The organism is Paenibacillus radicis (ex Xue et al. 2023) (genome assembly GCF_024722015.1).
GTDB lineage: Bacteria > Bacillota > Bacilli > Paenibacillales > NBRC-103111 > Paenibacillus_S.
This window is the reverse complement of record NZ_JANQBD010000027.1, coordinates 80,831-106,781: the sequence shown is the minus strand read 5'-3', so window position 1 is coordinate 106,781 and position 25,951 is coordinate 80,831. Positions and strand designations below refer to the sequence as shown.

Sequence of the window (25,951 nt, the reverse complement as noted above, 5' to 3'; positions counted from 1 at the left end):
CATCCGTTACTTCACTATCTGGAAACTCCTTCGGTAATCCCGCGGAGTAAGACCTTCGTATTTAACGAAGCTTGAGCTGAAATAAGAAGGCTGGTTAAAGCCGACGTTCTCAGCAATTCTTGCTACAGGAAGATCAGTTTGCAGAAGGAGCAGCTTAGCTTGCTCCAAACGGTACCTCATTAAATACTCGAAGGGAGAGCAGCCAAACTCCTTTTGCATACAACGGGCTATGTACACAGGATGGAAATTCAATACCTCCCCGAGCATCTGCGCCTTAATGTCTTCCTTGTAGCGGGTGCGTAAAAACGCGGCAGCCTGATCTGCAACATTAGCCCCCGGCAAAACTGTATGTAGATCAAGCGAAGCATTAAGAAGCTCAAGAATTTGTTGAAAAATCAATTGATGCTTCCAGCGTGCCCAGTTGTTATGTGACTCAAGTTCCAATTCTGTTAATTGCTTTAATTTCTCGTAAACCGAAGCGGGTTGTAAAAGACGTACAAACTGGGGAATTTGCATGGTAAATGTTTGCACCGTTAATTCATTATGAGCAGCTGTACAGTCTATTTCCGGTACATCCACAGCATGCTCCGTGCTTCCCCACTTCCCTCCAGTGTTAAAGTGGAGCCAGAAGCTTTCTGTAACCACTCGACAGCCTTCTGTGGGGTAATGATGCCTGTCCGGCCTAAGAATTAGAGCGTGACCTGCAGAAACCTCATATTGTCTATCCTCCTCTCCGATATACAAGCAGCCCTGTGTTACGACCAGTAAATCGAATACACCAATGTTTCTGCGATTTAAATGCTTCCGACCCAGTTGAAAGATTGATAACCCCCCCGCAATATAATGCGGCAAAGGCGGAGAAGTAAATTGAAGTATAGACAAGCCGCCTACCTCCGATCACACGAAGTTGGAATAATGAAAGTTTTGGTTCAGAAACTTATACTTCGAAATCAGTATAACGTTTATAATGTGAAATGACCAGTTCGGTCTTAAAGATAAATAGAGAATATAGGTTTCATGGGAGTGGAGGAATTTATATGTTGGGAAAAGAGCGGGGAATGTCCCTTTGGATGCTTGCGTGGCCGGTCTTTCTCGAAATGTTTTTGCAGTTTTTACTTGGCACGGCGGATACTTTAATGGTCAGCCACATCTCCGATGACGCCGTAGCGGTAATCGGTATATCCAGTCAATTGTTTGCAGCCGTCAATATTCTGTTTATGGCTGTTGCGAGCGGCGCTGGAATCCTTGTAGCCCAAAGGCTCGGGGCCAAGAAAGAAGCAGAAGGAAGACTCATTGGCATTATTGGCGCCAAGCTTTGCCTGGGACTTGGAGCACTGCTCAGTGTGCTGCTCTACTTTGGAGCAGGGCCTATCGTCCGTATGCTGCAGCTTCCAACAGAGCTTCAACCACTGGGAGAAACTTATATTTCTATCGTTGGCGGAGGCATGATATTCATGGCTGCCATGGCTGGCCTGGGAACGGTTATCCGCAACACCGGCAACACCAGAAGCCCCATGTATATCGCAATTGGAATGAATATTATCCATATTGGAATGAACTATGTGGTTATTTATGGCGCTTTCGGCATTCCTCCACTGGGGCTGGAAGGGGTCGCCTGGTCTACAACGATTAGCCGCTTAGCTGGAGCTGCAACGATGATCGCTGTATTCTGCAGCTGCTTCCAACAGCGTATTGAGTGGAAGGATTTTCGCTTGTTTAACCGGCCTTTATTTAAAGAAACATTAAAAATAAGCTGGCCTCTGGGTATCAGCATGTCGTCTTGGTGCTTCACCCAGCTCGTCATCTTTGCCCTTATAGCGATGATAGGATCCAAGGAATTGAGTGCTCGCACTTATATGAACACAATGGAGTCCTTTTGTTTCCTGATCGGCTTCTCCATCGCATTGGCAGGACAAATTCGAATCGCCCATCTCTACGGCTCCGGTGAGCATCAAGCTGCTTACCGATGTGCTTACCAAGTGATCTGGGTCGGCCTTGTGCTTGTTCAAGCCAATGCATTGCTGCTCTACTGGTTTGGAGAAGAAGCCATTCGGTTTTTCACAAACGATCCTGAAATCATTATGTTTGGCGTATCCCTTCTGGCTATCAATCTGCTGCTGCAGCCTGCCAAAATGGTAAATATGGCTATTGTCAATGCATTGACAGCCGTTGGCGATACCCGATATGTCATGATTGTAGGCTTCATTGTTATGTGGCTTGTTGCAGTGGGCGGTTCATATTATATGGGAATTCGATTAGGCTGGGGCTTACACGGTATTTATGCAGCGATGATTGCTGACGAATTACTGCGCGGACTGCTCGTGCTTGTTCGTTGGCGAGCCAAGCGGTTTATGATTAAATCTACTGCCGATGTACAAACAAATAAGGCAGTAGTAATACAATGAAGCTATTTATACAGCAATTGCTGCCCCATGGACTGGCGCAGCAATTGCTGTATCTATATCTAACAGTCAACTTCCCGTTAACTGGTACTCCTGCTCTCATGAATTTCGCCATAGTATTCAATACGCTTCTCATCCGTAATTCGCGGACAAGTATAACAATACTTCTTGCTGCTTGATGGCAAGCAATAGTATAAACAGCATTTGGAACGAACAGAAATCGGCTTGTGCGTATCCAATGGGTTGTCTACAATCCGGAAATTACTGATAACGGGATTTTTGGGCAGGTTTGGAAACCTCTCCTGTCGAAAGTTGCCAACCAGCTCCGAATAATCATTATTGATTCTCTTACATTCTGCTTCAGTTAAGGAATCGCTCTTCAGCCACTCCTGAATCCAATAAGCTAGAGAGTAAGATAAGTTCCCCCAAAGTGTATCTATATCAATCCGGGTTAGCTCAGCCACACGCCGCAGCATGGTTCCTGCCTGATCGGCAAATACATGATCGAAATAACGCTCTCTCTGTTCTTCTTCAGTCAATCCGTTTAGGAACGAAGGGAACTCCACTGGGTCGATTACAAATTGCAGTGTAGTATCTTTCCAGACCAATGTTACGCGTTCCGGTGTCAAATCTATAGCTTCCCGGTTTCTAATAAAGCCGTGCATGACCCCAACTATAAGTGAGCTGTAGCGCTTAATAAACAGTGATCCTGTTACCTGCAACGCAGGTGATTGTAAAGCATTTGCAAATTCATCTAAGAAAATCAGCAGTTCAGCATCTTGATCCAAGTTCTTCTGTGCAAATTGTGTCCCTTCAGTTTTCTCTGAAAAGAAAATGCGATAGGCGGATGCCCATGAGCAGTGTTCCGTTATGTTCATGAAATGGCCGTCTCCTTCACATATAAGTGGAATTTGCAACCTCTACTTGATAATGATAATCATTCATATCAGGATTGTCAAATTAGATTGTTAAGTACAGGAATTAACATTTTTCAAAAAAATATAAATGATAATGGTTATCATCTATTTTTCCAATAAATTCAAAGGTTTTTTACAAATTTTGAGCATATTTCGTTTAAAAAAAGGTTAAATTTGGGATTGACAAAATTTAGAATCCAAATATAAGATAGGTGTGTCGGTAGTTGGTGCACACATTATCGACATTCTGAAGACGGGGTGGCTTTCTTGAAGCAGCAACCTCGGGCCGCAGAATTTTTTTTACACCATGATTGATAATGATTATCATTATCTACATATCTTGTACTTCTGTGGCATTCCTTTACCAGGAGGGGAGAGTGAACGTCCATTCATGGTTTTACCGCTTTAAGGGCAAATTGCAATCATATTGACTTGTACTCATGCAACATCGTTTTCGTTGTAGCTACACCAAACTAAAAAAATCCAAGGAGTGTGTTTATTCATGAATTTGTCTATCAAAAAATCCCTTTCCATGATGCTGTTGGTATTCGTTCTTGCTCTTGCGTTTGCAATCCCAGCTTCCGCAGCTAGCAAATCCTATGAGTTCTATTATGGAGGCAGCTCCACTTCCCCTTACAACGCTCATGTTAACTCGTACATTGTAGGTACTGCTGACGTAACAGGAACAACGGTTACCATCACTTTGGATGACCAGAACTATGGTTATTTGAACGCTAATAATGGCTCCGGCACATTCGTAGCTGCAACACAAGGTACGGATGCTAACGGTGATACTACCTTCACTTTCACTAACTCTAACCCAACATCAGATATTCAAGTTAAGCTTTATGTTGAAGCTGGACCTCACTCAGCCGAATATCCGCTTACCATTCACTGGAACTAATAAATCGGTTGTAGCTTAATAATAAATGTTTCAAGACGAAAAGTGGGCCTGATCCAGGCTGCTTTTCGTTTTGACGTTTGATCAAGACTTATATAGAAGGAGTGTACATACGTTGAAGAGCAATTTAAAGCAATCCATCGCCCTCTGTCTTACTCTGGCCTTATTTCTATCCTCTCTCTTGTCTGTCTTACATATAAATATGGGGACAGCAGAGGCTGCCGTCACGCTCCCTGACAATGAATATTCGGTGAGCTACAGATACTTAAAAGATAATACCATCGATTCATCCGCAGCCAATGGTTATTTGTCTGTACTTAATTCAGGCAAGCTTATCGTTAAAGATGGAAAAATGAAGTTTGAACATCAAATCACCCAAAAGTATTACAGCTATTTCCAACATCTTAGCTTTCGCAAAGCCGGAGCCGTCAAAGCAGTAATTGATTCCAGTACGCAAGCCGTTCAAGGAATTGAGGGCTATCAATCCTACCCGGTCAGGCCCTCTATGGATGGTACAGGCAATTGGATAGCAACAATAGATGTAGAGGACATTACAAAGAAACCTGATGTTCTTATGCATGTAGTTATCAAGAACGATCCCCATTATCCTGCCGGGTTTGTGTACGATTATTGGTACAATGTTCAGTTGGAGATCAATACAAGCAGCTTGCCACTGGAAGGCGGTGGTGGTGATGGCGGTACCGAGCAGCCGATTACTATCGGCCAACTAAATACATTAATAACCGATTCCCGCAAGCTATATGCAGATACAAGTGAAGGAACTAATTTAGGAGATGCCCCGGCAGGCTCTAAACAGCCATTTAATGCAAAGATTTTGTCAGCTGAAAGCTTCATTGCTTCCGGAAATACTTCAGCTGCGGCAATCAAGGCAGCTTATAATGAATTGTTAGCGGCTTTGAACACTTATAAATCATTAATTGTTTCTGCAAATAAAACAAATTTGAATTCACTCATCATTGCAGTATCGGCATACCTGGAGAAAATGAATGAAATAGGATTTACAGAAGGCAAGCTAGGCTATACTTATGCGCCTGTGACTCCGGGAGAGTACTATAAAGGCTCCAAGACATTTTTGCAAGAAAATGTAGATCAGGCCAAAGAAATATTAAACAAAGTCAAAGCTACACAGACAGAGGTTGACCAAGCCATATATAACCTTGCCAGCGATTACAATTACTATAAAGTGGACTATTATGTTGCTTCCAAGCCGTTTAAGCTAATTGTCCTGGATTCATTGAATCGGACATCCATTCCTTCACAGCAAGCCCCTGAAATTGCCGATACAACCGTGCTCATCACCAATAATGGCAAAGGAATACTTGATAACACCAGAGCCAACATTACCTTCAATGGAGAAAAACCTCCTCAAGAGATGGTTCAGTCCTCTCTTGTCAGGTCGACCGGAGGCTTCACAACTGCCGGATTAAGTTATACGAATGAAGGTAATCAGGCGGTTCTGCTCACCAAAAGCTCCGATCAACAAAAGAAAGTATATCAAGTGATCATTCGTGGAGTAAATTATTCCGATGCCACTTGGCAGGGTCTATCGTATATCCGCTACAAGCTTGACAGTGTAACCAAGGAAGTATATCTCAGCTACAATGCAGAGCAGTTGGATGCACTGAGCCTGGCCGCATCAGCTGCACAAAAGCTGCAGGATGAAGCACCAGTCACACCGGGAGCTGAGACAGCTTATACGGCTGCGAAGACAGCTCTGCAAAGTAAAATTACCGCAGCTAAGGACACAGCTCAGAACTTGGCAGCTACTCGTCCGCAAATCACAGCAGCCAAAACAGCTTTAGACCAAGCGTTAGCTGCCTTCAAAACAACGGTGACATACCCGCTCCACTTCTCGACGGTTCATGCAACGAGCGATGCATTTTCAACATTAGATAGCTACTTCTTGAAACCGGCGACTATTTCAACAGTCGGGTCTGTTACCTATTCAACTTATGTTACCGCAGCATTAAAGGATAGCTCGACAATTAAAGAATTCAAAGTAAAAACAGGCAATCAATATGTCGACTCAACTGTGGTTAGCGAGAATACGACAGCCAATACCAGAGTGATTAAATTCAAAGTGGATAGCTTGTCTGCTTTAATAGATGCACAGGTGCGTGTCGTTATCCCTGCACAAAGCTATGACCGCACACATGATATTCGTTTAAATTTTAATAATGTAGACAATAGCGCTCTGGCACAGCTAGTTACAGATGCAACGAATGCCAATCGAGCTGCTGTAACAGGAACACTTCCAGGTCAATATCCTGAAGCAGCCAAGACTGCACTTCAAACAGCCATTACTGCTGCCGGAACCGAAGCTTCCCGGTTAACGGGTACAGCTGCTCAATCAGCTGCCGCCCTTCAGGCTTTACAGCAAGCTTTCAACACCTTCAAAGCTTCCGTAATTGTCGGCAATCCTGATCCGGGAATTCCCGACAGCGAGAACCCGATTAGTTTTGTAATCTACAAAAAAGGCTCTAATGAGCACTCAGTCATGTATACTTATGTGGACCCAACCAGCGGGAAATTAACAGTAACGGGTGGCAAAAAGTATATATCCTTCACATTGTTGCAAGGCGAGGAAATCAAATCTTTCAAAACGGAAAAAAATGGTGTGTTAACAGAAACAGAGACGGTTAGCTCTAATGCAGCTGCTAATACTCGCGTAGTCCGCTTTGAAATAGCTGACATAAACGCCCGCTTGAACGGCTGGGTCAAAATTTATTGGGTCCTTCCAGCTCCAATCGGGGTATATGATCACGAGTATGATGTAGAGTTGGGCTTTAGCACCCAGCTGCCAGCTGGAAATAAGACGCTGTTGACCAGCGAAATTGAAGCGGCCAAAGCCAAGCTGACCGCAGCTGTTGAAGGCAGCATAGCCGGTCAATACAAAGTCGGCGCCAAGGCTCTCTTGGAAGCAGCGATTAATCAGGCAGCATCTGTTAGTTCCAGTACAACGGCGACTCAGCTAGTGATAGATGCGGCTGTCACAGCTTTGAAAAAATCAGTCTCCATCTTCCTTGCTTCTGTGATTTTGGCCGACGCCAGCTACACTTTCAATTGGCCTTCGACGATTAAGGACGGAACTGGAACACCACTCACGAACTTCATTTCATCAAATGCAAGTATGAAAGTAGGCAGTGGGAAACAAATAGTAACTATCAATCTGGTTAATGGAGTTACTTTTAAAAAGCTTCAATTGAAAAAAGCAGACGGGAGTCTGGAAGATGCTTCTACAATCGCTGCAGCCAAGCAAGCAGGAATCGTGAAAGCTCTTGCTACGGACAGTGCTACAACCTCTGTAAGCTTTGAGGTTAAGGACCGTTCTGCGGTATATGTGTTAAGCCTGCTGGATGCTGCTCAAACAGAGCGTACATTCGAAATTGATTTCCCTGGAATCAGCTTAACTCCAGTCACGGATACTGGAACAGGTACAACTCCTACTACTCCTACTACGGGTAGTGGCGGTGGTCGTGGCGGCGGTGGAGGAGGCGGCGGCGTAGCCACAGTCGTTCCAACATTAGCCGAAACGTTAAAAGCAGGAACCTACACTATCGATTATGCCTTGTATTTGAGAAGCACATCGCAAACCTCTAGTGCGAATGAGTTCGTTAAGCATCCGGCCAAGCTGGAAATTAAAGACGGCAAGAGCTATGTCGTATTGACCGTTGCAAGTAAAGAAGTAACCGGATTGAAAATAGCAAGCTCTACAGGTACGTGGAAAGATGCTGAGGTTCTTTCTGTGAACGAAAGTCTGAACGAGAAGACATTACGTTTTGAAATTCAGAATGCTGCGTCCAAAGTGTATGCCCAATTTAAACTATTGGTACCTGACAAGTACAATGGCGAATATGAAGCCGATTTCTCCTTTAACCAGGACAGCATCCAATCGATTGAAATACCAGGTCAACAACCTGGGACTGCTGCTGGCCTGAGCTTCTCCGATCTTCACAATCACTGGGCACAAGCGAACATCGAACGTGCAGTCGCTCTTGGTGTAGTAAACGGCTATGAGGATGGAACCTTCCGTCCAGATGCCAATATTAACCGTGCCGAGTTCGCTACGTTGCTGAACAAAGCTTTGAAGCTGGAGCCAAGCTCGAACGCTCTGAGCTTCACAGATTTAAATAGCATTCCACAGTGGGTGAAGCCGTATTTAGCTCCTGTAGTGCAAGCAGGAATTATTAGTGGTTATGAGGACGGGACGTTCCGTGCTGAGCGTAAAATAAGCCGTGCGGAACTAGCCGTTATCATCGTGCGCGCCCTAAAGCTGAATGTGGATACCAACACACAGTCAACCTTCTCGGATGCGGACAGCATACCACAGTGGGCTAAAGCAGCAGTCGCTGAAGCTCATAAGCAGGGGATTATTAGCGGGCGGGATAACAACCTGTTTGCCCCTAACGAAAGCGCAACTCGTGCTGAAGCAGTCTCTCTTGTTATGGCACTTCAGAACGCAATACTGAAGTAATCCGTTTATTCACCGGGCAACTATCACATCAATTGACGGTTGCTCGTCCTTTTTTTCACAATTGCAAACACAAAAGTTTCAATTGTGAACAAAATTCGTTTGAAATATACATTTTTCACCATTTTAATCAAGCACGATCTACGTTTGTTCGTTTGAAGGGCATGGATGTGGGATTCCGGCCGCTGTTGAAGTCGTGTTCCTTGAATGGTAGGCTTGCAGCGGTTGGAACACGAGCTTCAAAGGTAGGTTGCATACCCGAGCAGTCACCGGAGGTGACGACCAGGGCGGACGCTATCGCTCCTCCATCCCACACCCATGCCCTTTTTTGTTCTACTCTGTGCTTTGTGCTGCTTTCTTACTTCATCAAACATTTCTTGTATGTTCTGGACGACTGCTGCATCTCCGAAGCCGCGTACCACACGGCCCGACCACGTGTCGTTGTAATCTTTGACGGTCAGATAGATGATCTTTTCTGCAGCTTAAATAGGAGTCAGGCTGTTCATGGTTTTCAATCGTTACCGAAACTCTTTAACGGTGCGTTCCATATGATTGGTCATATACAAATTCCGGTGAGGCATCTCCGGATACTTGTAATAGGAAGGTTAACTTCCGCTTCAAATTTATAGCCTTCAAATATGGGCTCAACCTCAAAATCAGTACTTGCCCCTCCCCCGACACTAGTCCTCACAAATTCCTGCAAACATGCAGTTATTTTCCTATCGAAATTGCTGTAGAGAGAATAAACCTGCAAAAGTACATCTATTTCCATGGAAAATGCTCCGGTTCAGCTAAGAATAAAATAATAACTGCACATTTGCATGAATTTAATAAGACTTCGGATATTACCGGCCAAAGGATGTATAAACGCAGATTTTTGGGAGCAGGCAATAGCTTCGAGTCGAATAAAGTCGTGTGAGCTGTCATTACCATTCTTAAGTTTTTGTCTAGGGCTAGGCTGGACATGGAGATGAAATCGAATGACTTCGTCAAGCGCTGATTTTGGTTTTGAGACAAAATAGTATTAAAAAGGCGGAATCCTTACGTCCTCTCTATAAACTTATACTATAATGTTAATCCAAAAGCCCCCCTCTCATGAAATTCATTGAGAGGGGGGCTTTTTTACAACAGTATTACTATGAGTCGCTCTTTTGCTCTTGCTACCGCAATGCCGCGAGATCTATCGGTGGCACCAGGCCTTCTTGGGCAGCACGGCTTAGCAAAGCAGCAATCGCGGCATAACCTGCTTCTCCCAGATCAGCCGTAAACTCGTTTACATACAGATCAATATGCGCTTGCGCCACTTCCGGAGCCAGCTCCTGAGAATGGCTTAGCACATATTCCCTCGACTCCTCCGGATGCGCCCAGGCATATTCAACCGAAGCGCGAATCCATCCGGAGATGGCCTTTAGATCCAGCGATCTCCGGGCAATGATCGCACCTAATGGAATCGGCAGGTTCGTATCCGCCTCCCACCAGCTGCCTAAATCGGTCAACATGGTTAGTCCATAGTTTGGATAAGTGAAGCGTGCCTCATGAATGACTAAACCGGCATCTACTAATCCATCGCGTACTGCCGGCATGATCTCATGAAACGGCATAATAACAATCTCGCCCACGCCACCCGGAACATTCTGGGCAGCCCACAGCCTGAACAGCAAGTAAGCGGTTGACCGCTCACTGGGTACAGCAACCTTACGACCTGTTAATACTGCCGGCCCCTTAGTGGCTGCCTCTTCACTAGCCGTCAGCACCAGTGGTCCGCAGCCTCTACCCAACGCTCCGCCGCATGGCAGCAGCGCGTACTCAGACAGCACCCACGGCAAGGCCGCGTATGAAATCTTCAGTACATCAGGCCCATCAGAGCTAGCGGCCAAATTGTTCGTAATATCGATATCCGCATATAGAACATTCAGCTTAGGTGCGCCGGGGATTTTCCCATGGACCAAGGCATCAAAAACAAATGTGTCATTAGGGCAAGGAGAAAATGCAATATTCATTCCAACACCTCCACAATTACTGAGCTTGCAGCTTCTAAAGCCTTCAAAGCATCTCCGATGCGCCATGCCTCTCTGTCTCGAGGGCCGACAGCATTGGAGATAGCACGTATTTCCAGGACAGGAATTCCTCGACCATTGGCTGCAGCAGCAACGCCGTAGCCTTCCATCGCCTCCGCTGCTGCGCCTGGTACACGAGTGGCAAGCTCTGAAGCGGCTGCCGCTGTACCCGTCGCAGTCGATACGGTGAGCACGGGGCCGGAATGAACCGGTAACCCGGCAGTCAGCATCGCTGCCGTTAAACGAGCCGCTAGAGCCGAACTTACTTGCACTCGAGTGGAGCCGAAGCCCAGCTCATCCAAGCTCATGAAGCCCTCTTGAGTCTGGACTCCCAGGTCAGCAGCAATAATCTCGCTCGCAACAACAAGGGAGCCTACCTCTGCTTGTCCAACAAAGCCGCCTCCGATCCCCGCACTTACGACCAAGTCATAGTTTGCCGAAGCCAGCATCGTAGCCGTATTGATTGCGGCCGCTATGGGACCGACACCTGCCAGGCTTACTTCAAACCTGCTGTCGCCGTTAAGCCCGCGCAATACAGCCTCTCTCTCAGCCTCGACAGCTGTCATTACAAGTGCACGCATGCCCAATGCCTCCTCTAACTTCTTATAAGAGGTAGTTCAAAAAGTTACCATTTTAAACTCTCACTATATGAATACTTAAAGTCCCCTTGGAGACCCATTCTTTCCATTATAAATTAACCATCTGTATTAGCCAAGTTACTCATCGATTGATCCGCTTTAGCAGATTTCATCCGGTTTGATCAAACCGCAGTAATTTGGTACAATTTTCCTATCGAATCATAATGAAAGGAGTTCCTAATGACCACCCCTAACCTGATGAATCGTCGCTCCTTTTTACGAAAAGGATTGAAAGTAGGATTAAGCTTGCTCGGGATAGGAATGATTGGAGCTTACCCTTTCATAGGAGAACGATTCTGGTATCAAATAAAAGAAGTTCATCTTACCGTCCGCAATCTCCCTAAAGCTTATAAGGGTTGGAAAATTGTGCAATTCAGCGATGTCCATTTTGGCTTTCATTATGGTGTTGACGAATTTCGCCGTGTTGTAAAAATGATTAACCGCTTGCAGCCCGATATCATATTTTTCACAGGCGATCTCGTGAATACCAAATATGAGTCACCCGAGCTTGCTATCCCTTTACTTCAGGAGCTGAGTGCCCCCCGTGGGGGAAAATGGGCTGTTCTTGGCAATCACGATTATATGACAAGAGCTAAAGTAATCAAGACGCTTGAAAGCTCACAATTTAAATTGCTAGTTAATCAACACAGCTATATTGAATTTGAAGGACAGCGATTATACATAGCCGGAATAGATGATGTTATGTATGGCAATTACAGTATTGAAGAGGCTGTTCAAACATTATCTGCTCAGGATTGCGTTCTGTTTCTGGCACATGAGCCCGATATTGCGGAATTAAGCTCTACCTATAACATTAGCGCTCAATTTTCCGGTCATTCTCATGGCGGTCAAATTCGGTTGCCTTTCTTCGGACCCCTTTTTACTAATAAAATGGCGGAACAATATGACGATGGCTTGTATACGGTTGGGGAAAATAAAATGCCTGTATATGTGAATCGGGGGATTGGTACAACTAACCTGCCTATACGTTTTTTTTGCAGACCCGAAATTACGGTGTTTTATTTATCCTGATAGTACGAAAGAAGTTAAAAAATCTTTTCTTATAAAGCATCAAATAATCAAAGACTAGCGAATTCCCCTTATCATGTCTCCCTAATTCATAGCCAATCGCAGCTTTGGAAGGCATCAGCCATTCCATTATACCTGCAACACAATGCTTCCAAAGGTCGAAATCCATCAAATGGAAAGTCATATAATTAAGGTAATATTTAAGTGAACTGTTATTTGAATCCCTTATAGCGCTGTAATCCCACCACAAGTTAGTTCTTCGTTCAAGCGGGAGCTTGACTATATACTCTAACTGCGGAAACTCACGATAAACAATACGTAAAGTTCTGCTTATTCTTTTGTAGGTTTTATGGCCAGCTGCACTTTCCAACAAACGACTATACGCTACCCGGTCCTTTAAATAGTAAATCAGTTGAATAATATCGATAAAATACTTCAACGAGCTCAAATGATGCCGCCACCCATGAAGACATATCATATAGAAGGTATGAAACTCGGACAATTGTTGAATAAATGTATAGGACTCCAAGGAGGCTGCCTGATCCCATACCTCATCGATCTTAAACTGTGAGGTGCCGGCTTTCAGCAAATCCCAATGCAATTCAACCGTTAGCGGAATTGAAGCTCCCGGCATACTCTTGCTGAAGCTCCAGTGAAAGTGAGTGGAGACACATTCTTCTTCGTAAGTAAAGCCTAATGATTTCACAGCCTGTATCGCCTTGTCTAGATCTGAGCGCTTTATTAACAGGTCAATATCTGAAGTCCATCTAGCACCGATATGACCAAAGTAGGTTTCAGCAAATATGACGCCTTTAAGTGGAATCATCTGAATTCCGGCCTCTTCAAACTTCTCCATCATTTGTACGGTCTGATTTTTTATAAGCATATTTTGGTATAACACTTCCGTAAATGTTTCCTTAAGAGCTTCTTGGAAAAAAAGCGGGGTTTGCTCCAGCAGCCCCCTCTGCTTTAGTAAAAAATAAACTTGGGAGCCTATTTCGAAAAAATGGATATCCGCTAAAGCTTGCTCATAGAACATTCCATCATTGGGATCAGGCCACGGCAGCCGTGAATCATAGATAGCTTGTATCAAATTAACGACCAACAGCCGCCACTCCCTTCCTCACAAAGCTATCGTATAAATTCCGGTACATTCCCTGCCTTGTGATCAGCTCTTCATGTCTTCCTGTCTGCACAATCTTTCCTTGATCCAACACAATGATCCAATCCGCATTCCGTATGGTTGATAATCGATGTGCAATAACAAGCGTTGTACGATTAATCATTAGATGATCGAGCGCTTCTTTAACCTGATATTCCGTTTCACTATCCAATGCGGATGTGGCTTCATCCATTAAAAGGATAGGAGAATTTTTCAAAATTGCCCGCGCAATCGCTATTCGCTGCTTTTGCCCTCCGGATAATCGCACCCCTCTTTCACCAATATGCGTTTCATATCCGTCGGGAAGCGATTGTATAAAAGAATGAATGTTAGCAATGGCAGCCGCTTGCACGATGTCAGACCTTGTAATGCCCCGCCTGGCAACTAATAGATTGTCCATAACCGTACCGTCGAATAGAAATGTTTCCTGCGGAACATGGGCAAAGTAGCTCCTTAATTGCGAATCCGAAAGCTCTTCTGTAGATTTATCATCGACTAGAATAACACCCGACTGTGGTTTATAGAACCCTTGCAGCAGATTAAACAAAGTGGATTTACCCGCACCGCTTGCTCCAACAATGGCTACTACTTTTCCAGCCGGTATAATCAGATTGAAATCGTCAAATAGATTATGTTGTCCGTCATAGCTAAACGTGATGTTGTGAAATTGGATCGATTTAAGAAACGGTTGGGGCAGCAGATTTTGAGGCAGAACCGTTGAATCGACCGGCTGCTCCAAAACTTTGGATATTCTTTCGACGGCCGAAACTGATCTTTGAAACCCGGCCCATAATGCAGCAAGTCCTGTTAATGGATATACCAAATGATTCGTTAAATTGACGAACGCTAATAACGAGCCTACAGTAATGACATTGCTGGACACAAAATAAGCACCCAAACAAAGGCACATCAGATACACCATGGAACCGATGCCGTCTCCTCCTGCATGAAACCTTCCACGAATTTTAGCATCCTTTATCTCTAATGCGAACAGCTCCCGATTTTGGCTGCTGTATTTTTTATGGAATAAATGCTCCAGTGTAAAGGCGCGAATAACAAAGAAGCCCTGAAAGGTCTCATTAAGCAAACTGTTCATGCTACCCGCCAAATTAAGAATGTTCGAGCTGTTGCGACGCAGCATAAGTCCGAATACAGCTCCGCTTATAATAGCTGCAGGAGCAATAAGCAGACTGATCAAAGATAATTCCCAACTAATTTGTACCAAATAAATAAAAACAGCGATGGATATTAAAGGTAATTTAATTAGATCCACAAGGCTTCTCCCTATGACTCCATCGATGCTATGAATATCATTCGTAAAGTTAGAAAGTAATTGCCCGGAATGGAAGCTGGAAACATTCTTAATGGGGAGAAGAAGTATATGCTGATATAAATTGGTTTTCAATTCCTTCTTTACAGCATTTACGGCAACAGCTTCAAAATAAATATCATAATAGGTTGAAATAATGCTCAACACAATGAGGGCTGCTCCAAGCGGAATCAGCCATTTCATTCGATATAATTGACCTTGAACCACGGTATCTGTGACATCTCCCAAAAACCAGGCAAACGACAAGGTAAGGCTAATGTCAATAAGTACACATACAAAAAGACCCAAATAAGCCTTCCACTGACCGGCAATATACGGCAGCAATATGGAGAAGGCTCTTTGGATGTCATGCAAGGAAAAATACTGTTTAATAACAAGCAGGTGGCAACGAAATCTTTCAATCATAGGGTCGCTCCAGAGGGTCTGTTTTCTTTAAAATTCAAATATTTTCTTAGCAGGTAAGATATAATCGGGAAGGCAAGGATCAGCTTGCCCCAGAAATAGGCTGCCCAATCGGTTACGAGAATTGGCCTTTTATTCTTTTGAATTTGAATCAGTTTACCAATGATCTGCTCCCTGCTAACCGGCTTGTCGAAGCCCAGATTGGTATCGCCCTTAAACAGGTATTGGATCTGATTGTTGATGGGCTTTAGTTCATAATAGCGATGCGCTATTAATTGTCCTGTCGCGGTGTGAAATAAAATAATATCCCCCTTTTTCAAGGCTGAAGCATCGCACGGAATAAACCTGCAAATATCTCCTTTACGGATAAAAGGAAACATACTGTTACCTTGGGCTGGAAGCTCAATCGACCCGTACTTTGAGATTGCATAGGTTAGAAGATGGATAACTTCCTTGCTAAACAGCATTTTGAACGAGTCCATACTTCATCATGTCGGCCAAAAAAGCTTCCATATCTTGTTCAGCCTTATTATCGTCCAACTCATAATGATCGTGGATGGCTTCGATCATAGAGAAGATACTCTGGCTTTGGCTAAGCAGCGACCAGCAAAAGCCGCCCATTTCATTTAATTTGGTAACCGTAAACTCATCTGTATTGAGAATAATCCATTCCCCATCCAGTTCGACAGCTTCGCAATTACTTGTCTGCACATACAGTGGCTTCATGATATCAACTCCCAGAAGGTATCATTTTTTTGAAAATGAAGCTCGTAAATAGGAACACCATTAGCTAAAATCTTCAATAGTCCTATAATTCCGTCTGTTTCTTTGGCATCGTGAGCCCAGTAAAATACTTTATCCATCAGAAGAAGCAGACCATTGGACTTCCGTAATGTGATTCTTTGATTATGGGGGGCCTGGTGCAAAATATTTATACTGGCTAATGAGCAGAACCGGTTCTCGCCCTTCATTTCGATTTCACTTCGAAAGGGAGAGTTGTACACGGTAATCTCATCGGCCGTAATTTTCACAAGGGTGGCTTCATCCGACAAAAGCTCTCGTGGATAGGACAACTCGGCAGCCGTTGATTTCCCTGCACCAGATTCACCTGCAAATATATGTGCCTTTCCATCTTCTATAACACAGGATGAATGAATCAGGAGACCCCAGTTGTTGGAGACAATGAATGAGCTGTATAAGTTGATTAAAGCATGCTTTAAAGCCAACTCATCTTGTACATAAATAAAGGCATTTCGATAATCCGAAGCGGCTTCGATTAAATAATCTGCCCTTCGGAATAAAATTTTGCCTGCCACTTTAGTAATATCTACCTCGTAGTCTACGAATGGGATTCCGTAGCCTTCTCTAATATGGATAATGAGATCAGGCTGCTCGTACACAACGGGTGATGTAATCAAGCTTTTTTTAAACATATTCATAAGCTTCAGTGAATCACCTGAAGCTTGCATCAAATGCTCTCCGATTCTTACATGTACGGTATCCATAACAAGCTCCTTAGAATAAATGAACAGACGGCTCATGCACAAACAGAGGTCAAAGGTAGACTACCATTGACCTCGTTTTAGGCATTCCCTTACTTTTTGGAGGGTCTGGGGTCATTGGGATACTTAATTCCGCCATTGCCTTTACCTTTATGGTCTTTATTGCCCTTCCCCTTGTTCCAGCTCTGGGCTGTTTCGAAGCTTACAGGCTGGTGGCTCAATACCATCGGGCGAAAGTACGCTTTCCTCTTAAGGTCCACTGTTTCCTTATCCATTAGTTCACCTCAAATATATATTATTATGCATAAAGTTCTCTATAGAGAACCATTAGGTATACTCATAGCTTACGGAGCTTCCAACTTCTTTAACATCATTGCACAGAGAAGGCTTATGCGAAGGGATATCTTGGTTTGCGACAATCAAATGTACCAAATTTTCCGCCATATAGGTTGGTCGTTTAATAAATGCTCGAATTTCATCAATACTAAGCTCAAGATCACGTGCAGCTAAAATGAGTTCGACCCACTCCTCATCCAATTCCTTATTATCCGACAGATTTGCTACATTCATCTTAAGACTCCTCCTAAATAAACAATGAAATTGCTTAATCAGGCAGTCCAGCTGTCGTAGTCGTTGACCTTAGACCTGTGACTTTGTGTCCCTGCTTTTCAGACAGGTTTACCTTTTTACTGAAAGAGTTATGTAAAATAATTCATCTATATGTTGTAATAATTCTAGTATTACAACTCATTTTGGTACTATATATATAATACTAGTATTGAAATAAAAAGTGTGTCACTTTAAGGAGGCTGGACTTAGGGGGTTTTGTCAGTTTAGGGAGTTGGATCATGATGGAATTTGACGAGAGGTGAGGTAAAGGGGAATTCTTATGTTCCCCGACATCAATAACGGAGGCAGATACTTACGATAGAAACAGAGGAGTTATAAGCGGGCATACTGGAGTATTATTGCTTGGGTCGATTCAAACGCCATTTATTGAGTTCCAGAAACTCACGAAACTGCTCCTTGTCTACGCCTGATGTCATTGCTTCTTTGATGAGCTCGTACCATTCCTGATCAAGTTCTTTATCCTCTGATGGAGAATCTTGTTGATCTATAAGCTTGTCTACAGGTACAGCAAGAACAGCCCCGATTTTTTCGAGAAACAGAATCGATGGGTTTTTTTGAATATCCCGCTCTAAATTGCTTATGTATGACTTAGCAACACCGGCACGTTCCGCCAGCTCAGAAAGAGACATTCCTTTTTCTTTACGCAGTTGCCTTACACGTTTACCAATCATGAGGATCTTCCTTTTTAACGTAGTGATAATGCCTTGATCGCTACGTCATTATACCAAATTTTATACAAACGAACAAATCCATATGTATAAAAATCCCTTGTAAACACTCATAAAAACACATAAAAGTTCCCGTAAAATATTTATTTGGCCCCCCCAAAAAGTGACATACTTTTCGAAGGCTGACTAGTATTATATTCCTACAACACTTATCTGCTAACATACCGCATAACCTGTATCCGTGGAGGCGTACAATGAATCTAATTTACCAGAAAGCCATAGATGAAAAACTGGATATGGAATGGACCTCGCTGATCCTGCTTTCGCGTAAGATGGGAATTTCGGTTGAAGAAATACGACAATTTCTCAAGCAATGTCCGATTAAGGAAAACGGAGACAAGAAATCATAGGTACTCCGCTTTCCGATCGTTACTCATGAATTTTGCTATTGTACCATTGCATAAACTCGATTAATATTTTATATTCATGAATCCGCTCTTTCTCGATTCCCATTTTCTTCATTTCATAAATAAAATCGATCCATTCATTTTCAATCTGCTGCTTGCTTTCTGAATCTGTACTAAGCTTAAGTAAGGTTTTGAGCTCAACCTTCAGCACCAAAGCAATTTTCTCCACCACTTGAATGGATGGATTCTGCTTCAGATTTCTTTCGATATTACTTAAATAGGACTTCGAAATACCGGTTCGCTCTGCAAGCTCAGAAAGTGTATATCCTCTTTGTTTTCGGATTTTATATATATTTTTACCTATCATAGGGTCACTCCACAGTAACGCTTTTGGCGAGATTTCTCGGTTTGTCAACATCGCACCCTCTATACAAGGCAGCATAATAAGCAATTAATTGTAGAGGGATCACAGAAACAAGCGGAGTTAGGTATTCGTGAATATGTGGGACAACGAGCTGGTCGTTCTTATCTTCAATTCCCTCGATACTAATCATACAAACATTAGCCCCCCTCGCCATGACCTCCTGTACATTACTTCTAATGTTTCCACTGACATGCGGCTGTGTTAGAAGAGCTATAACCGGAGTACCTTCCTCTATTAATGCAATAGTTCCATGCTTCAATTCTCCGCCTGCGAACCCTTCCGCCTGAATGTAAGAGATCTCCTTTAATTTTAAAGCTCCCTCCAGACATACATAATAGTCAACACTTCGTCCTATGAAAAAGCAGTTGCGCGAGACGCTTAAGTATTTCCACACAATTTCCTCTATTTGTTCTTTTCTGTTAATCATAATTTCCATAGCGTTAGCTGCTAATCCCAGCTCTTTAAAAAGATCGAAATTACGTTGAATGCCTCTATTTCTTGCACAATCAGAAGCAAGTATAGCTAATACCGCAATTTGCGCTGTATAGGCTTTGGTTGAGGCGACCGCTATTTCTGGGCCTGCATGCGTGATTAAGGTAAAATCGGACTCACGTGATAAGGTTGATCCAGGTACATTGGTTAATGCTAAGGCTCGATATCCCGATTTCTTAATATCAACTAATACCCCCCGGCTGTCTGCGGTTTCACCGCTCTGAGAAATAAAAATAAACATAGGATGACTGGATAAAAGCGGCCTGTTATATAAAAATTCACTCGCGATATGCACTTCCACCGGTATATGGGCTATGCGCTCAAATAGCTGCTTGCCCACCAGACCGGCATGATAGCTTGTACCACAAGCAACAATATAAATACGGTCTGTTTCTTGCAGTGCCTCACGTATGTTTTCATCTATTGTAATTTCACCATCGCCATTTTGATATTTAGTTACCAGCTTGCGAATGACAAAGGGCTGCTCGTCAATCTCTTTGAGCATATAATGCGGATATGGTCCTTTTTCAATATCCTTTGCATCAAGCTTTACGGTAAAAGGGCTCCTATGAATCATTTGTCCTGATAAATTTTTAATCGTTTTGGATGAGTTTTGAACAATAACGATTTCCTCATCCATAAGCTCAACAAATTGGTTAGTTAACTGCAGGGCAGCCATTGCATCGCTCGCGATAACATGGAAATCTTGCCCTATACCTATAAGCAGCGGACTTTTATTTTTCCCAACGTAGATGGTGTGGTCATTTTCACTATCCATCAAAGCTATGGCATAAGAACCTTTCAGAACGCTTAACGTTTCCCGGAAGGCTTCTTCAACCTGCAAACCTTTATCATCTACAAACCTCTCCATAAGCTGCACAATAACTTCTGTATCCGTCTCACTATTAAATTGGATTCCACCTAAAAGCTCCTGCTTGATTTCTTTATAATTTTCAATAACTCCGTTATGTACGATGGTAAACCGGGTATTGCTGCTCTGATGTGGATGTGCATTTCTACGATTGGGTTCGCCATGTGTGGCCCATCTTGTATGACCAATCCCCAGATGGCCGGAGGCGCTCTGATCTACAGCTTTTCGCAGCGCTGCAATGCGCCCTTTTTCTTTGAATACATGCACCCCCCCTTTATTTAACAAGGCAATTCCCGCCGAATCGTAGCCTCTGTATTCTAATTTTTCTAATCCTTTCAATAAAATTTCTGCAGCGTCTTGACTACCTACATACCCTACAATACCGCACATCCTATTCTCCTCCTTAAATTTACATCGAAAACCTGCTTCGCAAGCCGTTATTTTAATTTAGTGCAATGTGTTTCTTCAGCACGTTTTTCATACAAGCAATTATTCTCATTTGTTCTTCTTCGGTCATATTCGATCCCGATGGCAAGCATAAACCTGATTCAAACAATTGCTCGGATACAATATTATTTTCACTATGGGCATACAATCGGGTTCCTTCAAAGAGAGGCTGCAAATGCAGCGGCTTCCAAACAGGACGAGCTTCAATATTTTCTTCAGCCAAAGACCTTAATAATTGGTCTCTGGATATGCCAGCTTGTTGTTCGTCTATGGTCAACGCCGTAAGCCAGCGATTAGACCAGGAGCCTTCAAGTTCCGGCATAAATTGAATGCCCGGTATTTCGGAGAGCTCTCTGTAATACCGATTAAATATGGCGCGTCTCGCAACTACTCTTTCCGCAAGCACTTCCAATTGCGCCCTGCCTATTCCCGCCAATACATTGCTTAACCGATAATTATATCCCATCTGGCTATGTTCATAGTGCTCCGCCTGATCCCTTGCTTGGGTTGCTAAAAAACGCGCTTTTTTCAAAGCTTCAAGATCATTGGAGACCAGCATGCCTCCACCGGAGGTCGTTATTATTTTGTTCCCATTAAATGAATACACGCCAAATTTACCAAATGTTCCGCTAGCTTGGCCCTTATAGGTAGAGCCGAGTGATTCCGCTGCATCCTCAATTATCGGCACTCTGTAGGTATCGCATAACGAGACAATTTCGTCCATTTGCGCACTTTGTCCATATAAATTTACAACGATAACGGCTTTCGGCAATTTTCTCGCTTGAGCCGCTTCTTCCAGGGCACGCCCTAAAGCCTGAGGCGACATATTCCATGTTTCAGCTTCAGAGTCAATAAATACAGGCTCTGCCCCGAGATAAATAACTGGATTTGCACTTGCCACAAAAGTAAGACTTGAACAAAATACGGTATCTCCTTCATGTACATCCAACAATTTCAATGCCAAATGAATGGCAGCTGTCCCTGAGCTAACTGCTGCAGCATCGCCAATCCCTACGTAATCTGCAAGCTCTTCTTCAAATGCATCTACATTTGGCCCCAAGGGAGCGATCCAATTCGTGTTAAAGGCTTCCTGGATATATTTCTGCTCATTCCCGCTCATGTGAGGCGAAGAAAGATAAATTCTTTGCTTACCGCTAACAGCTTGCATCCAACACAACCTTCTCCCTGGTTTAATAATTAAAGAAAGCAAAGATTATTCAGCGCTTGTCGTACCCGTGAACTTCTCCATAGTGACATGGTTTTTATGGCTTACTCCTTCTGTTTTCAACACTTTGAAAAAGGTTAAACTTAAAATTTTTAAATCGAGAAAGAAGCTTCGATGTTCCACATACCACACATCCAGCTTGAATTTATCTTCCCATGAAATCGTATTTCTCCCGTTCACCTGCGCCCATCCTGTTATCCCAGGCTTTACATTATGCCGCTTCGTCTGTTCTTCCGTATATAAGGGTAAGTAATCCGTCAATAGAGGCCTCGGACCTACCAGGCTTAAATCCCCTTTTACAACATTTATTAATTGGGGCAATTCGTCGAGACTATATTTTCTAAGTAATTTACCAAAGGCAGTTAATCTCATATAATCAGGCGATAAATTGCCGTCATTGTCTCTTGCATCCGTCATGGTCCGAAACTTATAAAGATAGAACAATCGGCTATATAATCCAGGTCGCTGTTGCTTAAATATGACGGGAGACCCTAACTTTACTCTCACCAAAATAGCCACAATGATCATAATCGGAAATAGCAGCAGCAACAGTGAGGTGGAAACCATCAAGTCAAATAGTCTCTTCATCAATAATCAAGCTCCTGTATCAAATTACGATCAAGCATATTTTCTAAGCCTTGATATAACACGGTCAAGCTTCCAGACCACATAGTTCCATCTCTTCGATTTATGCCCATCAACCGCAATAAGCCATTGATTCTCATTAATTTGGAGCTGGTCAATATGATGCATTCCATCTTTTCTCCAGTCGCTTTCCTTATTGGTGCCACTTAATATCATATCGACTAATTCTTCCTTATATTCGGTCACTGATAGCTCATTAATTTTAAAAACCCGCATAGCGCTGCCATAGTAAGGATTGCCGTCCTGAGTATATCTATAGATATTTGTATCAGATACTATAATTCGGCCTCCGGGTCTGGTAATGCTAATATTGTTGGAAATTAAGGGACTCTGTGGATGCTCCGTCCATGTGCCTTCTAAGTGGTCTGAATAAAACAGATGCAGATTCTTTCCTTGATTGGACCCGGCAAACAACCACCATTTGTTCTCATATTTAAATATAGACGGATCCACATAGCTGCCGCTAAACAGCTCGCAAGCTATTTCCCATTCAAATGGAAAACGCTTGGCCTTATATAACAGCACCTTTTTCGTTTCAATCGTTTCAGGCAGCATAAATATGTCATCATTCACCTTGAATACTTGGGGATATGATAAATGGTATTTTTCCTTGAGCACTATTTTTTCATAATCCCATTTCTCACCATCATCACTCACGGCCAATCCAATCTCGCCACGTCCTGACGCTTTATTCAACACCTCAAAAAACATATAAAATTTGGACTCATGCCGGATAATAAATGGATCGGCAACAAACTCTGCCGGTGCATCATCGATGTCTGATGCTTGCAAAGACGGTTGATCCAGGCGGCTTTCATGCGGAGCTTCAGCGATAACCGCCGAATCTGCGCTAAATACTTTAATTGCCCATATATTAGAAACCATTCCTCCTCGAAGCAGAGAAAGTACGTTTTTGATCTTGCCTAGAGGCATTGCCTTTACTAAGGACATTTGTTTCCTCCCTAATCACTCGGATGAAGTTATTGCGCATATAATTTCCCGTTTTATTTCATTAATTAAATCTATAGCGTTCATATCCTCGGATTCATCACCTTTTTTCTTGATACTGATGAGTATCTCTTTTAATTGTGTTTGAGTTAATTGGCCTATGTCCATTTAATTATCCTCGCTTTGTTGTATTATTCGGCAGCCCGGATTTCTGTTAATACTTTAGCTGCTCCGTAACCATTCGGATTGTTGGATTGCCATCTCCATGAATCTTCGCACATCTCTTGAATGCCTCTAGTGGCTTCCCAGCCTAAATCCTTGTTGGCTTTACTGGAGTCAGCAAAGCATATTGCAACATCCCCCGGTCTTCTTTCTGCAATAGCATACGAAATTTTCAAGCCTGACGCTCGCTCGAATGCAGCAATTAATTCCAAAACACTGTATCCAATACCCGTTCCCAGATTGTAGGCTTCCACACCCGATGCTGTCATGACCTTCTCAAGAGCTCTCAAATGCCCAATTGCAAGATCAACAACATGGATGTAATCTCGGACGCCAGTACCATCGACTGTCAAGTAATCGTTACCGAATATATTCAGCTGCTCCAATTTCCCTATTGCAACCTGTGTAATGTAGGGCATCAGATTATTCGGAGTACCGCCCGGGTCCTCTCCTATCCAGCCGCTTTTATGTGCCCCAATCGGGTTGAAGTATCGCAGGAGTGCTATTCCCCAATTATTATTTGAGACATACAAATCACGTAATATCTCTTCAATCACCAGCTTGGTTCGACCGTAGGGGTTCGTTGCTGCGAGCTGGAAATCCTCAGAGATTGGTACGCTTTCGGGCATTCCGTATACGGTAGCAGAGGAGCTGAAAACCATTCTGTGCACGTTGTATTTCTTCATAATCTCGCATAATACAAGTGTTCCGGTAATATTATTGTGATAATACCAGATCGGTGAATGGACCGATTCCCCCACGGCCTTGAGCCCTGCGAAATGGATAACCGCCTCTATCGTATTTTTGGAAAAAACGGCATCAAGTCCGTCCTTATCCAATATATCCAGCTTGTAAAATTGGAAATCCCTACTTGTTATTTGCTTGACCCTATTCAATGATTCCAGGCTGCTGTTAGAAAGATTGTCTACCACGACTATTTCATAGCCTGCATTCAATAATTCGATGCACGTATGACTTCCGATATAGCCGGCCCCTCCGGTTACAAGAATCGCCATTGCTTTCGCCTCCTTATAATTGAATGAAATTGCTCCTATAGAGGATTCCCAAACTAATTACTTGTTCATAAAAGCAGTACAGGAAGTAAAAAACGAGAATCGAATAGTAGATCAGTTTCTGCTCTCTACGAACGAATAATTGGACTATCCATGAAATAATGATTAAATTATACAGCCCAAAATAAATGGAAAACCTTGCAAAAATCCAGTTTTGCGTCGAAATCACCATAAAAACGGCACCCAAAATCGTCATATTTACAATGTAATCACTATTAGGAAATAACTCTCTAAGCTTTTCTCTACCCAGGTAAGAAAGTGCTATAGGTATAATATAAATAAAAACTCTTATTATATTAGCTCCGCCTTCTGAGAATTTACTATATTCCGCATATTGAGTATCTTCTATAGCTGAAAAAAACAATCCGGAGAGCTGACTATATCCCATGGCAAAAAGCACCGCAAAGCTAAGGATTAAAAAGGTTGTAGTCGTCCAGGCTTTCCTTCTCACAATAAAATACATCGGAATTAAGATTAACGCGGTTCCATGGAACAAAGATGCAAATAAAATAACTAAAGTGTATTTTTTCCAATTTCCATCCATAATGTATTTGGTCGCAGCAAAAATTATAGCAGCAGCAAGATACTGCCTAATGCCGTTCATGGAGACGACATACATTCCAGACGTAATATAAACGTAAATGCTTAGTTCAAATAATCGGGTGTATTTATATAAAACGAGTACGATAAGTAGATTCGTTATAAGTGCGCAAATAAAAATTAGCATCTGAGGGTCTTCTGTAAATTTCTTTAAAATCATTTGAAATATGCCGAATCCCATATCTTTTTTGGACACAATATAGGACCAGGTAAAGGTAGTATTTTTATAAATGTCTATATAAGTATAGGTATCCCCGATGTTATTCCGAAGACCTGATACTAACACCAAAACGGCAATAACAAATGCAACCATTATCTTATTCGGCTTCTCAAACATAGGAATACCGGATCCAGCATAAATAGTTCTATGCTTCACCAAATACCTTGAAAATAATGAGAATATGTACACTACGACAAGATTTATCCAAAGTATTGCCATCTATAATTTCCCTTCAACATATACTTTA

The 25,951-nt window shown here is 42.9% G+C and carries 25 protein-coding genes and 1 riboswitch; of the genes, 5 read left to right on the top strand and 20 right to left on the bottom strand.

Features of this window, described 5'->3' with window-relative positions:
• Positions 1-6: 6 nt before the first annotated feature.
• Positions 7-882: a helix-turn-helix transcriptional regulator gene (locus tag NV381_RS29910; protein ID WP_258216974.1), complete on the bottom strand. Its 876-nt coding sequence runs from the start codon at positions 880-882 to the stop codon at positions 7-9.
• A 155-nt stretch (positions 883-1,037) separates the two neighbouring features.
• Between NV381_RS29910 and NV381_RS29905 the strand changes: the two genes are divergently transcribed.
• The gene (locus tag NV381_RS29905; RefSeq protein WP_258216973.1) at positions 1,038-2,405 is read left to right on the top strand and encodes an MATE family efflux transporter; all 1,368 of its coding nucleotides are present in this window, start codon (positions 1,038-1,040) and stop codon (positions 2,403-2,405) included.
• Between the two features lie 77 nt (positions 2,406-2,482).
• Here NV381_RS29905 and NV381_RS29900 read toward each other — a convergent pair whose 3' ends face one another.
• Positions 2,483-3,280 carry a hypothetical protein gene (locus NV381_RS29900; protein WP_258216972.1) on the bottom strand — a complete coding sequence of 266 codons (798 nt, stop codon included), beginning with the start codon at positions 3,278-3,280 and terminating at the stop codon, positions 2,483-2,485.
• Between the two features lie 541 nt (positions 3,281-3,821).
• On the opposite strand from NV381_RS29900, the gene NV381_RS29895 reads away from it, so the two are divergent.
• Entirely contained in the window at positions 3,822-4,223 is a 402-nt protein-coding gene (locus NV381_RS29895; RefSeq protein WP_258216971.1) for a hypothetical protein, read from the top strand.
• A gap of 112 nt (positions 4,224-4,335) precedes the next feature.
• The gene (locus NV381_RS29890; RefSeq protein WP_258216970.1) at positions 4,336-8,715 is read left to right on the top strand and encodes an NEAT domain-containing protein; all 4,380 of its coding nucleotides are present in this window, start codon (positions 4,336-4,338) and stop codon (positions 8,713-8,715) included.
• 553 nt (positions 8,716-9,268) lie between these two features.
• Here NV381_RS29890 and NV381_RS29885 read toward each other — a convergent pair.
• The 3 genes from NV381_RS29885 to NV381_RS29875 all read right to left on the bottom strand — a co-directional run bounded on the left by NV381_RS29885 (position 9,269) and on the right by NV381_RS29875 (position 11,350).
• Positions 9,269-9,484 (bottom strand): hypothetical protein, encoded by a 216-nt coding sequence (locus tag NV381_RS29885; RefSeq protein WP_258216969.1) that lies wholly within the window; start codon positions 9,482-9,484, stop codon positions 9,269-9,271.
• A 388-nt stretch (positions 9,485-9,872) separates the two neighbouring features.
• On the bottom strand, positions 9,873-10,712 hold the full coding sequence (locus NV381_RS29880; RefSeq protein ID WP_258216968.1) for a 1,4-dihydroxy-6-naphthoate synthase: 840 nt from the start codon (positions 10,710-10,712) through the stop codon (positions 9,873-9,875).
• Positions 10,709-11,350, bottom strand: coding sequence for a futalosine hydrolase (locus tag NV381_RS29875; protein WP_258216967.1), 642 nt, complete (start codon positions 11,348-11,350; stop codon positions 10,709-10,711). Before NV381_RS29875 ends, NV381_RS29880 begins: the two co-directional genes overlap by 4 nt.
• A 237-nt stretch (positions 11,351-11,587) precedes the next feature.
• Between NV381_RS29875 and NV381_RS29870 the strand changes: the two genes are divergently transcribed.
• Positions 11,588-12,439 (top strand): metallophosphoesterase, encoded by an 852-nt coding sequence (locus NV381_RS29870; protein ID WP_258216966.1) that lies wholly within the window; start codon positions 11,588-11,590, stop codon positions 12,437-12,439.
• Here NV381_RS29870 and NV381_RS29865 read toward each other — a convergent pair.
• The 8 genes from NV381_RS29865 to NV381_RS29830 form a co-directional block, all read right to left on the bottom strand.
• On the bottom strand, positions 12,417-13,541 hold the full coding sequence (locus NV381_RS29865) for a nucleotidyltransferase family protein (RefSeq protein WP_258216965.1): 1,125 nt from the start codon (positions 13,539-13,541) through the stop codon (positions 12,417-12,419). The genes NV381_RS29870 and NV381_RS29865 overlap by 23 nt on opposite strands.
• The gene (locus NV381_RS29860; RefSeq protein ID WP_258216964.1) at positions 13,531-15,333 is read right to left on the bottom strand and encodes an ABC transporter ATP-binding protein; all 1,803 of its coding nucleotides are present in this window, start codon (positions 15,331-15,333) and stop codon (positions 13,531-13,533) included. The genes NV381_RS29865 and NV381_RS29860 overlap by 11 nt, the downstream gene beginning before the upstream one ends.
• Positions 15,330-15,812 (bottom strand): signal peptidase I, encoded by a 483-nt coding sequence (locus tag NV381_RS29855; RefSeq protein ID WP_258216963.1) that lies wholly within the window; start codon positions 15,810-15,812, stop codon positions 15,330-15,332. The genes NV381_RS29860 and NV381_RS29855 overlap by 4 nt, the downstream gene beginning before the upstream one ends.
• Positions 15,787-16,056, bottom strand: a complete 270-nt coding sequence (locus NV381_RS29850; RefSeq protein WP_258216962.1) for a PqqD family protein — start codon at positions 16,054-16,056, stop codon at positions 15,787-15,789. Before NV381_RS29850 ends, NV381_RS29855 begins: the two co-directional genes overlap by 26 nt.
• The gene (locus tag NV381_RS29845; RefSeq protein ID WP_258216961.1) at positions 16,053-16,835 is read right to left on the bottom strand and encodes a hypothetical protein; all 783 of its coding nucleotides are present in this window, start codon (positions 16,833-16,835) and stop codon (positions 16,053-16,055) included. The genes NV381_RS29850 and NV381_RS29845 overlap by 4 nt, the downstream gene beginning before the upstream one ends.
• A gap of 89 nt (positions 16,836-16,924) precedes the next feature.
• Positions 16,925-17,107, bottom strand: coding sequence for a hypothetical protein (locus NV381_RS29840; RefSeq protein ID WP_258216960.1), 183 nt, complete (start codon positions 17,105-17,107; stop codon positions 16,925-16,927).
• Positions 17,108-17,159: 52 nt separating this feature from the next.
• Positions 17,160-17,402, bottom strand: a complete 243-nt coding sequence (locus NV381_RS29835) for an anti-repressor SinI family protein (RefSeq protein ID WP_258216959.1) — start codon at positions 17,400-17,402, stop codon at positions 17,160-17,162.
• Positions 17,403-17,440: 38 nt separating this feature from the next.
• Positions 17,441-17,525: riboswitch (cyclic di-GMP riboswitch) on the bottom strand.
• A gap of 272 nt (positions 17,526-17,797) precedes the next feature.
• Complete coding sequence (locus NV381_RS29830; RefSeq protein ID WP_258216958.1) at positions 17,798-18,133, bottom strand: helix-turn-helix domain-containing protein; 336 nt, start codon at positions 18,131-18,133, stop codon at positions 17,798-17,800.
• A 251-nt stretch (positions 18,134-18,384) separates the two neighbouring features.
• Here NV381_RS29830 and NV381_RS29825 point away from each other — a divergent pair, with 251 nt between their 5' ends.
• Positions 18,385-18,540, top strand: coding sequence for an anti-repressor SinI family protein (locus NV381_RS29825; RefSeq protein WP_258216957.1), 156 nt, complete (start codon positions 18,385-18,387; stop codon positions 18,538-18,540).
• A gap of 19 nt (positions 18,541-18,559) precedes the next feature.
• On the opposite strand, the gene NV381_RS29820 is transcribed toward NV381_RS29825, so the two are convergent.
• The 7 genes from NV381_RS29820 to NV381_RS29790 form a co-directional block, all read right to left on the bottom strand.
• A complete protein-coding gene (locus NV381_RS29820; RefSeq protein ID WP_258216956.1) occupies positions 18,560-18,904 on the bottom strand; it encodes a helix-turn-helix domain-containing protein in 345 nt (114 codons plus the stop codon).
• 4 nt (positions 18,905-18,908) lie between these two features.
• Positions 18,909-20,714 carry a glutamine--fructose-6-phosphate transaminase (isomerizing) gene (gene glmS, locus NV381_RS29815; protein WP_258216955.1) on the bottom strand — a complete coding sequence of 602 codons (1,806 nt, stop codon included), beginning with the start codon at positions 20,712-20,714 and terminating at the stop codon, positions 18,909-18,911.
• Positions 20,715-20,766: 52 nt separating this feature from the next.
• Positions 20,767-21,939 (bottom strand): DegT/DnrJ/EryC1/StrS family aminotransferase, encoded by a 1,173-nt coding sequence (locus NV381_RS29810; protein ID WP_258216954.1) that lies wholly within the window; start codon positions 21,937-21,939, stop codon positions 20,767-20,769.
• Positions 21,940-21,984: 45 nt separating this feature from the next.
• Positions 21,985-22,584 (bottom strand): sugar transferase, encoded by a 600-nt coding sequence (locus NV381_RS29805; protein ID WP_258216953.1) that lies wholly within the window; start codon positions 22,582-22,584, stop codon positions 21,985-21,987.
• Positions 22,585-22,614: 30 nt separating this feature from the next.
• Positions 22,615-23,592 carry a hypothetical protein gene (locus NV381_RS29800; protein ID WP_258216952.1) on the bottom strand — a complete coding sequence of 326 codons (978 nt, stop codon included), beginning with the start codon at positions 23,590-23,592 and terminating at the stop codon, positions 22,615-22,617.
• 188 nt (positions 23,593-23,780) lie between these two features.
• The gene (gene galE, locus NV381_RS29795; RefSeq protein WP_258216951.1) at positions 23,781-24,827 is read right to left on the bottom strand and encodes a UDP-glucose 4-epimerase GalE; all 1,047 of its coding nucleotides are present in this window, start codon (positions 24,825-24,827) and stop codon (positions 23,781-23,783) included.
• A 13-nt stretch (positions 24,828-24,840) separates the two neighbouring features.
• Positions 24,841-25,923 (bottom strand): EpsG family protein, encoded by a 1,083-nt coding sequence (locus NV381_RS29790; protein ID WP_258216950.1) that lies wholly within the window; start codon positions 25,921-25,923, stop codon positions 24,841-24,843.
• Positions 25,924-25,951: the final 28 nt, after the last annotated feature.

Bases quoted from the DNA above. Each gene is read 5' to 3' on its own strand.
- NV381_RS29905 (WP_258216973.1), top strand. From the start codon at position 1,038: ATGTTGGGAAAAGAGCGGGGAATGTCCCTTTGGATGCTTGCGTGGCCG.
- NV381_RS29900 (WP_258216972.1), bottom strand. From the start codon at position 3,280: ATGAACATAACGGAACACTGCTCATGGGCATCCGCCTATCGCATTTTC.
- NV381_RS29895 (WP_258216971.1), top strand. From the start codon at position 3,822: ATGAATTTGTCTATCAAAAAATCCCTTTCCATGATGCTGTTGGTATTC.
- NV381_RS29885 (WP_258216969.1), bottom strand. From the start codon at position 9,484: ATGGAAATAGATGTACTTTTGCAGGTTTATTCTCTCTACAGCAATTTC.
- NV381_RS29880 (WP_258216968.1), bottom strand. From the start codon at position 10,712: ATGAATATTGCATTTTCTCCTTGCCCTAATGACACATTTGTTTTTGAT.
- NV381_RS29875 (WP_258216967.1), bottom strand. From the start codon at position 11,350: ATGCGTGCACTTGTAATGACAGCTGTCGAGGCTGAGAGAGAGGCTGTA.
- NV381_RS29870 (WP_258216966.1), top strand. From the start codon at position 11,588: ATGACCACCCCTAACCTGATGAATCGTCGCTCCTTTTTACGAAAAGGA.
- NV381_RS29860 (WP_258216964.1), bottom strand. From the start codon at position 15,333: ATGATTGAAAGATTTCGTTGCCACCTGCTTGTTATTAAACAGTATTTT.
- NV381_RS29855 (WP_258216963.1), bottom strand. From the start codon at position 15,812: ATGGACTCGTTCAAAATGCTGTTTAGCAAGGAAGTTATCCATCTTCTA.
- NV381_RS29850 (WP_258216962.1), bottom strand. From the start codon at position 16,056: ATGAAGCCACTGTATGTGCAGACAAGTAATTGCGAAGCTGTCGAACTG.
- NV381_RS29845 (WP_258216961.1), bottom strand. From the start codon at position 16,835: ATGGATACCGTACATGTAAGAATCGGAGAGCATTTGATGCAAGCTTCA.
- NV381_RS29840 (WP_258216960.1), bottom strand. From the start codon at position 17,107: ATGGATAAGGAAACAGTGGACCTTAAGAGGAAAGCGTACTTTCGCCCG.
- NV381_RS29835 (WP_258216959.1), bottom strand. From the start codon at position 17,402: ATGAATGTAGCAAATCTGTCGGATAATAAGGAATTGGATGAGGAGTGG.
- NV381_RS29830 (WP_258216958.1), bottom strand. From the start codon at position 18,133: ATGATTGGTAAACGTGTAAGGCAACTGCGTAAAGAAAAAGGAATGTCT.
- NV381_RS29825 (WP_258216957.1), top strand. From the start codon at position 18,385: ATGAATCTAATTTACCAGAAAGCCATAGATGAAAAACTGGATATGGAA.
- NV381_RS29820 (WP_258216956.1), bottom strand. From the start codon at position 18,904: ATGATAGGTAAAAATATATATAAAATCCGAAAACAAAGAGGATATACA.
- glmS (WP_258216955.1), bottom strand. From the start codon at position 20,714: ATGTGCGGTATTGTAGGGTATGTAGGTAGTCAAGACGCTGCAGAAATT.
- NV381_RS29810 (WP_258216954.1), bottom strand. From the start codon at position 21,939: ATGCAAGCTGTTAGCGGTAAGCAAAGAATTTATCTTTCTTCGCCTCAC.
- NV381_RS29805 (WP_258216953.1), bottom strand. From the start codon at position 22,584: ATGAAGAGACTATTTGACTTGATGGTTTCCACCTCACTGTTGCTGCTG.
- NV381_RS29800 (WP_258216952.1), bottom strand. From the start codon at position 23,592: ATGTCCTTAGTAAAGGCAATGCCTCTAGGCAAGATCAAAAACGTACTT.
- galE (WP_258216951.1), bottom strand. From the start codon at position 24,827: ATGGCGATTCTTGTAACCGGAGGGGCCGGCTATATCGGAAGTCATACG.
- NV381_RS29790 (WP_258216950.1), bottom strand. From the start codon at position 25,923: ATGGCAATACTTTGGATAAATCTTGTCGTAGTGTACATATTCTCATTA.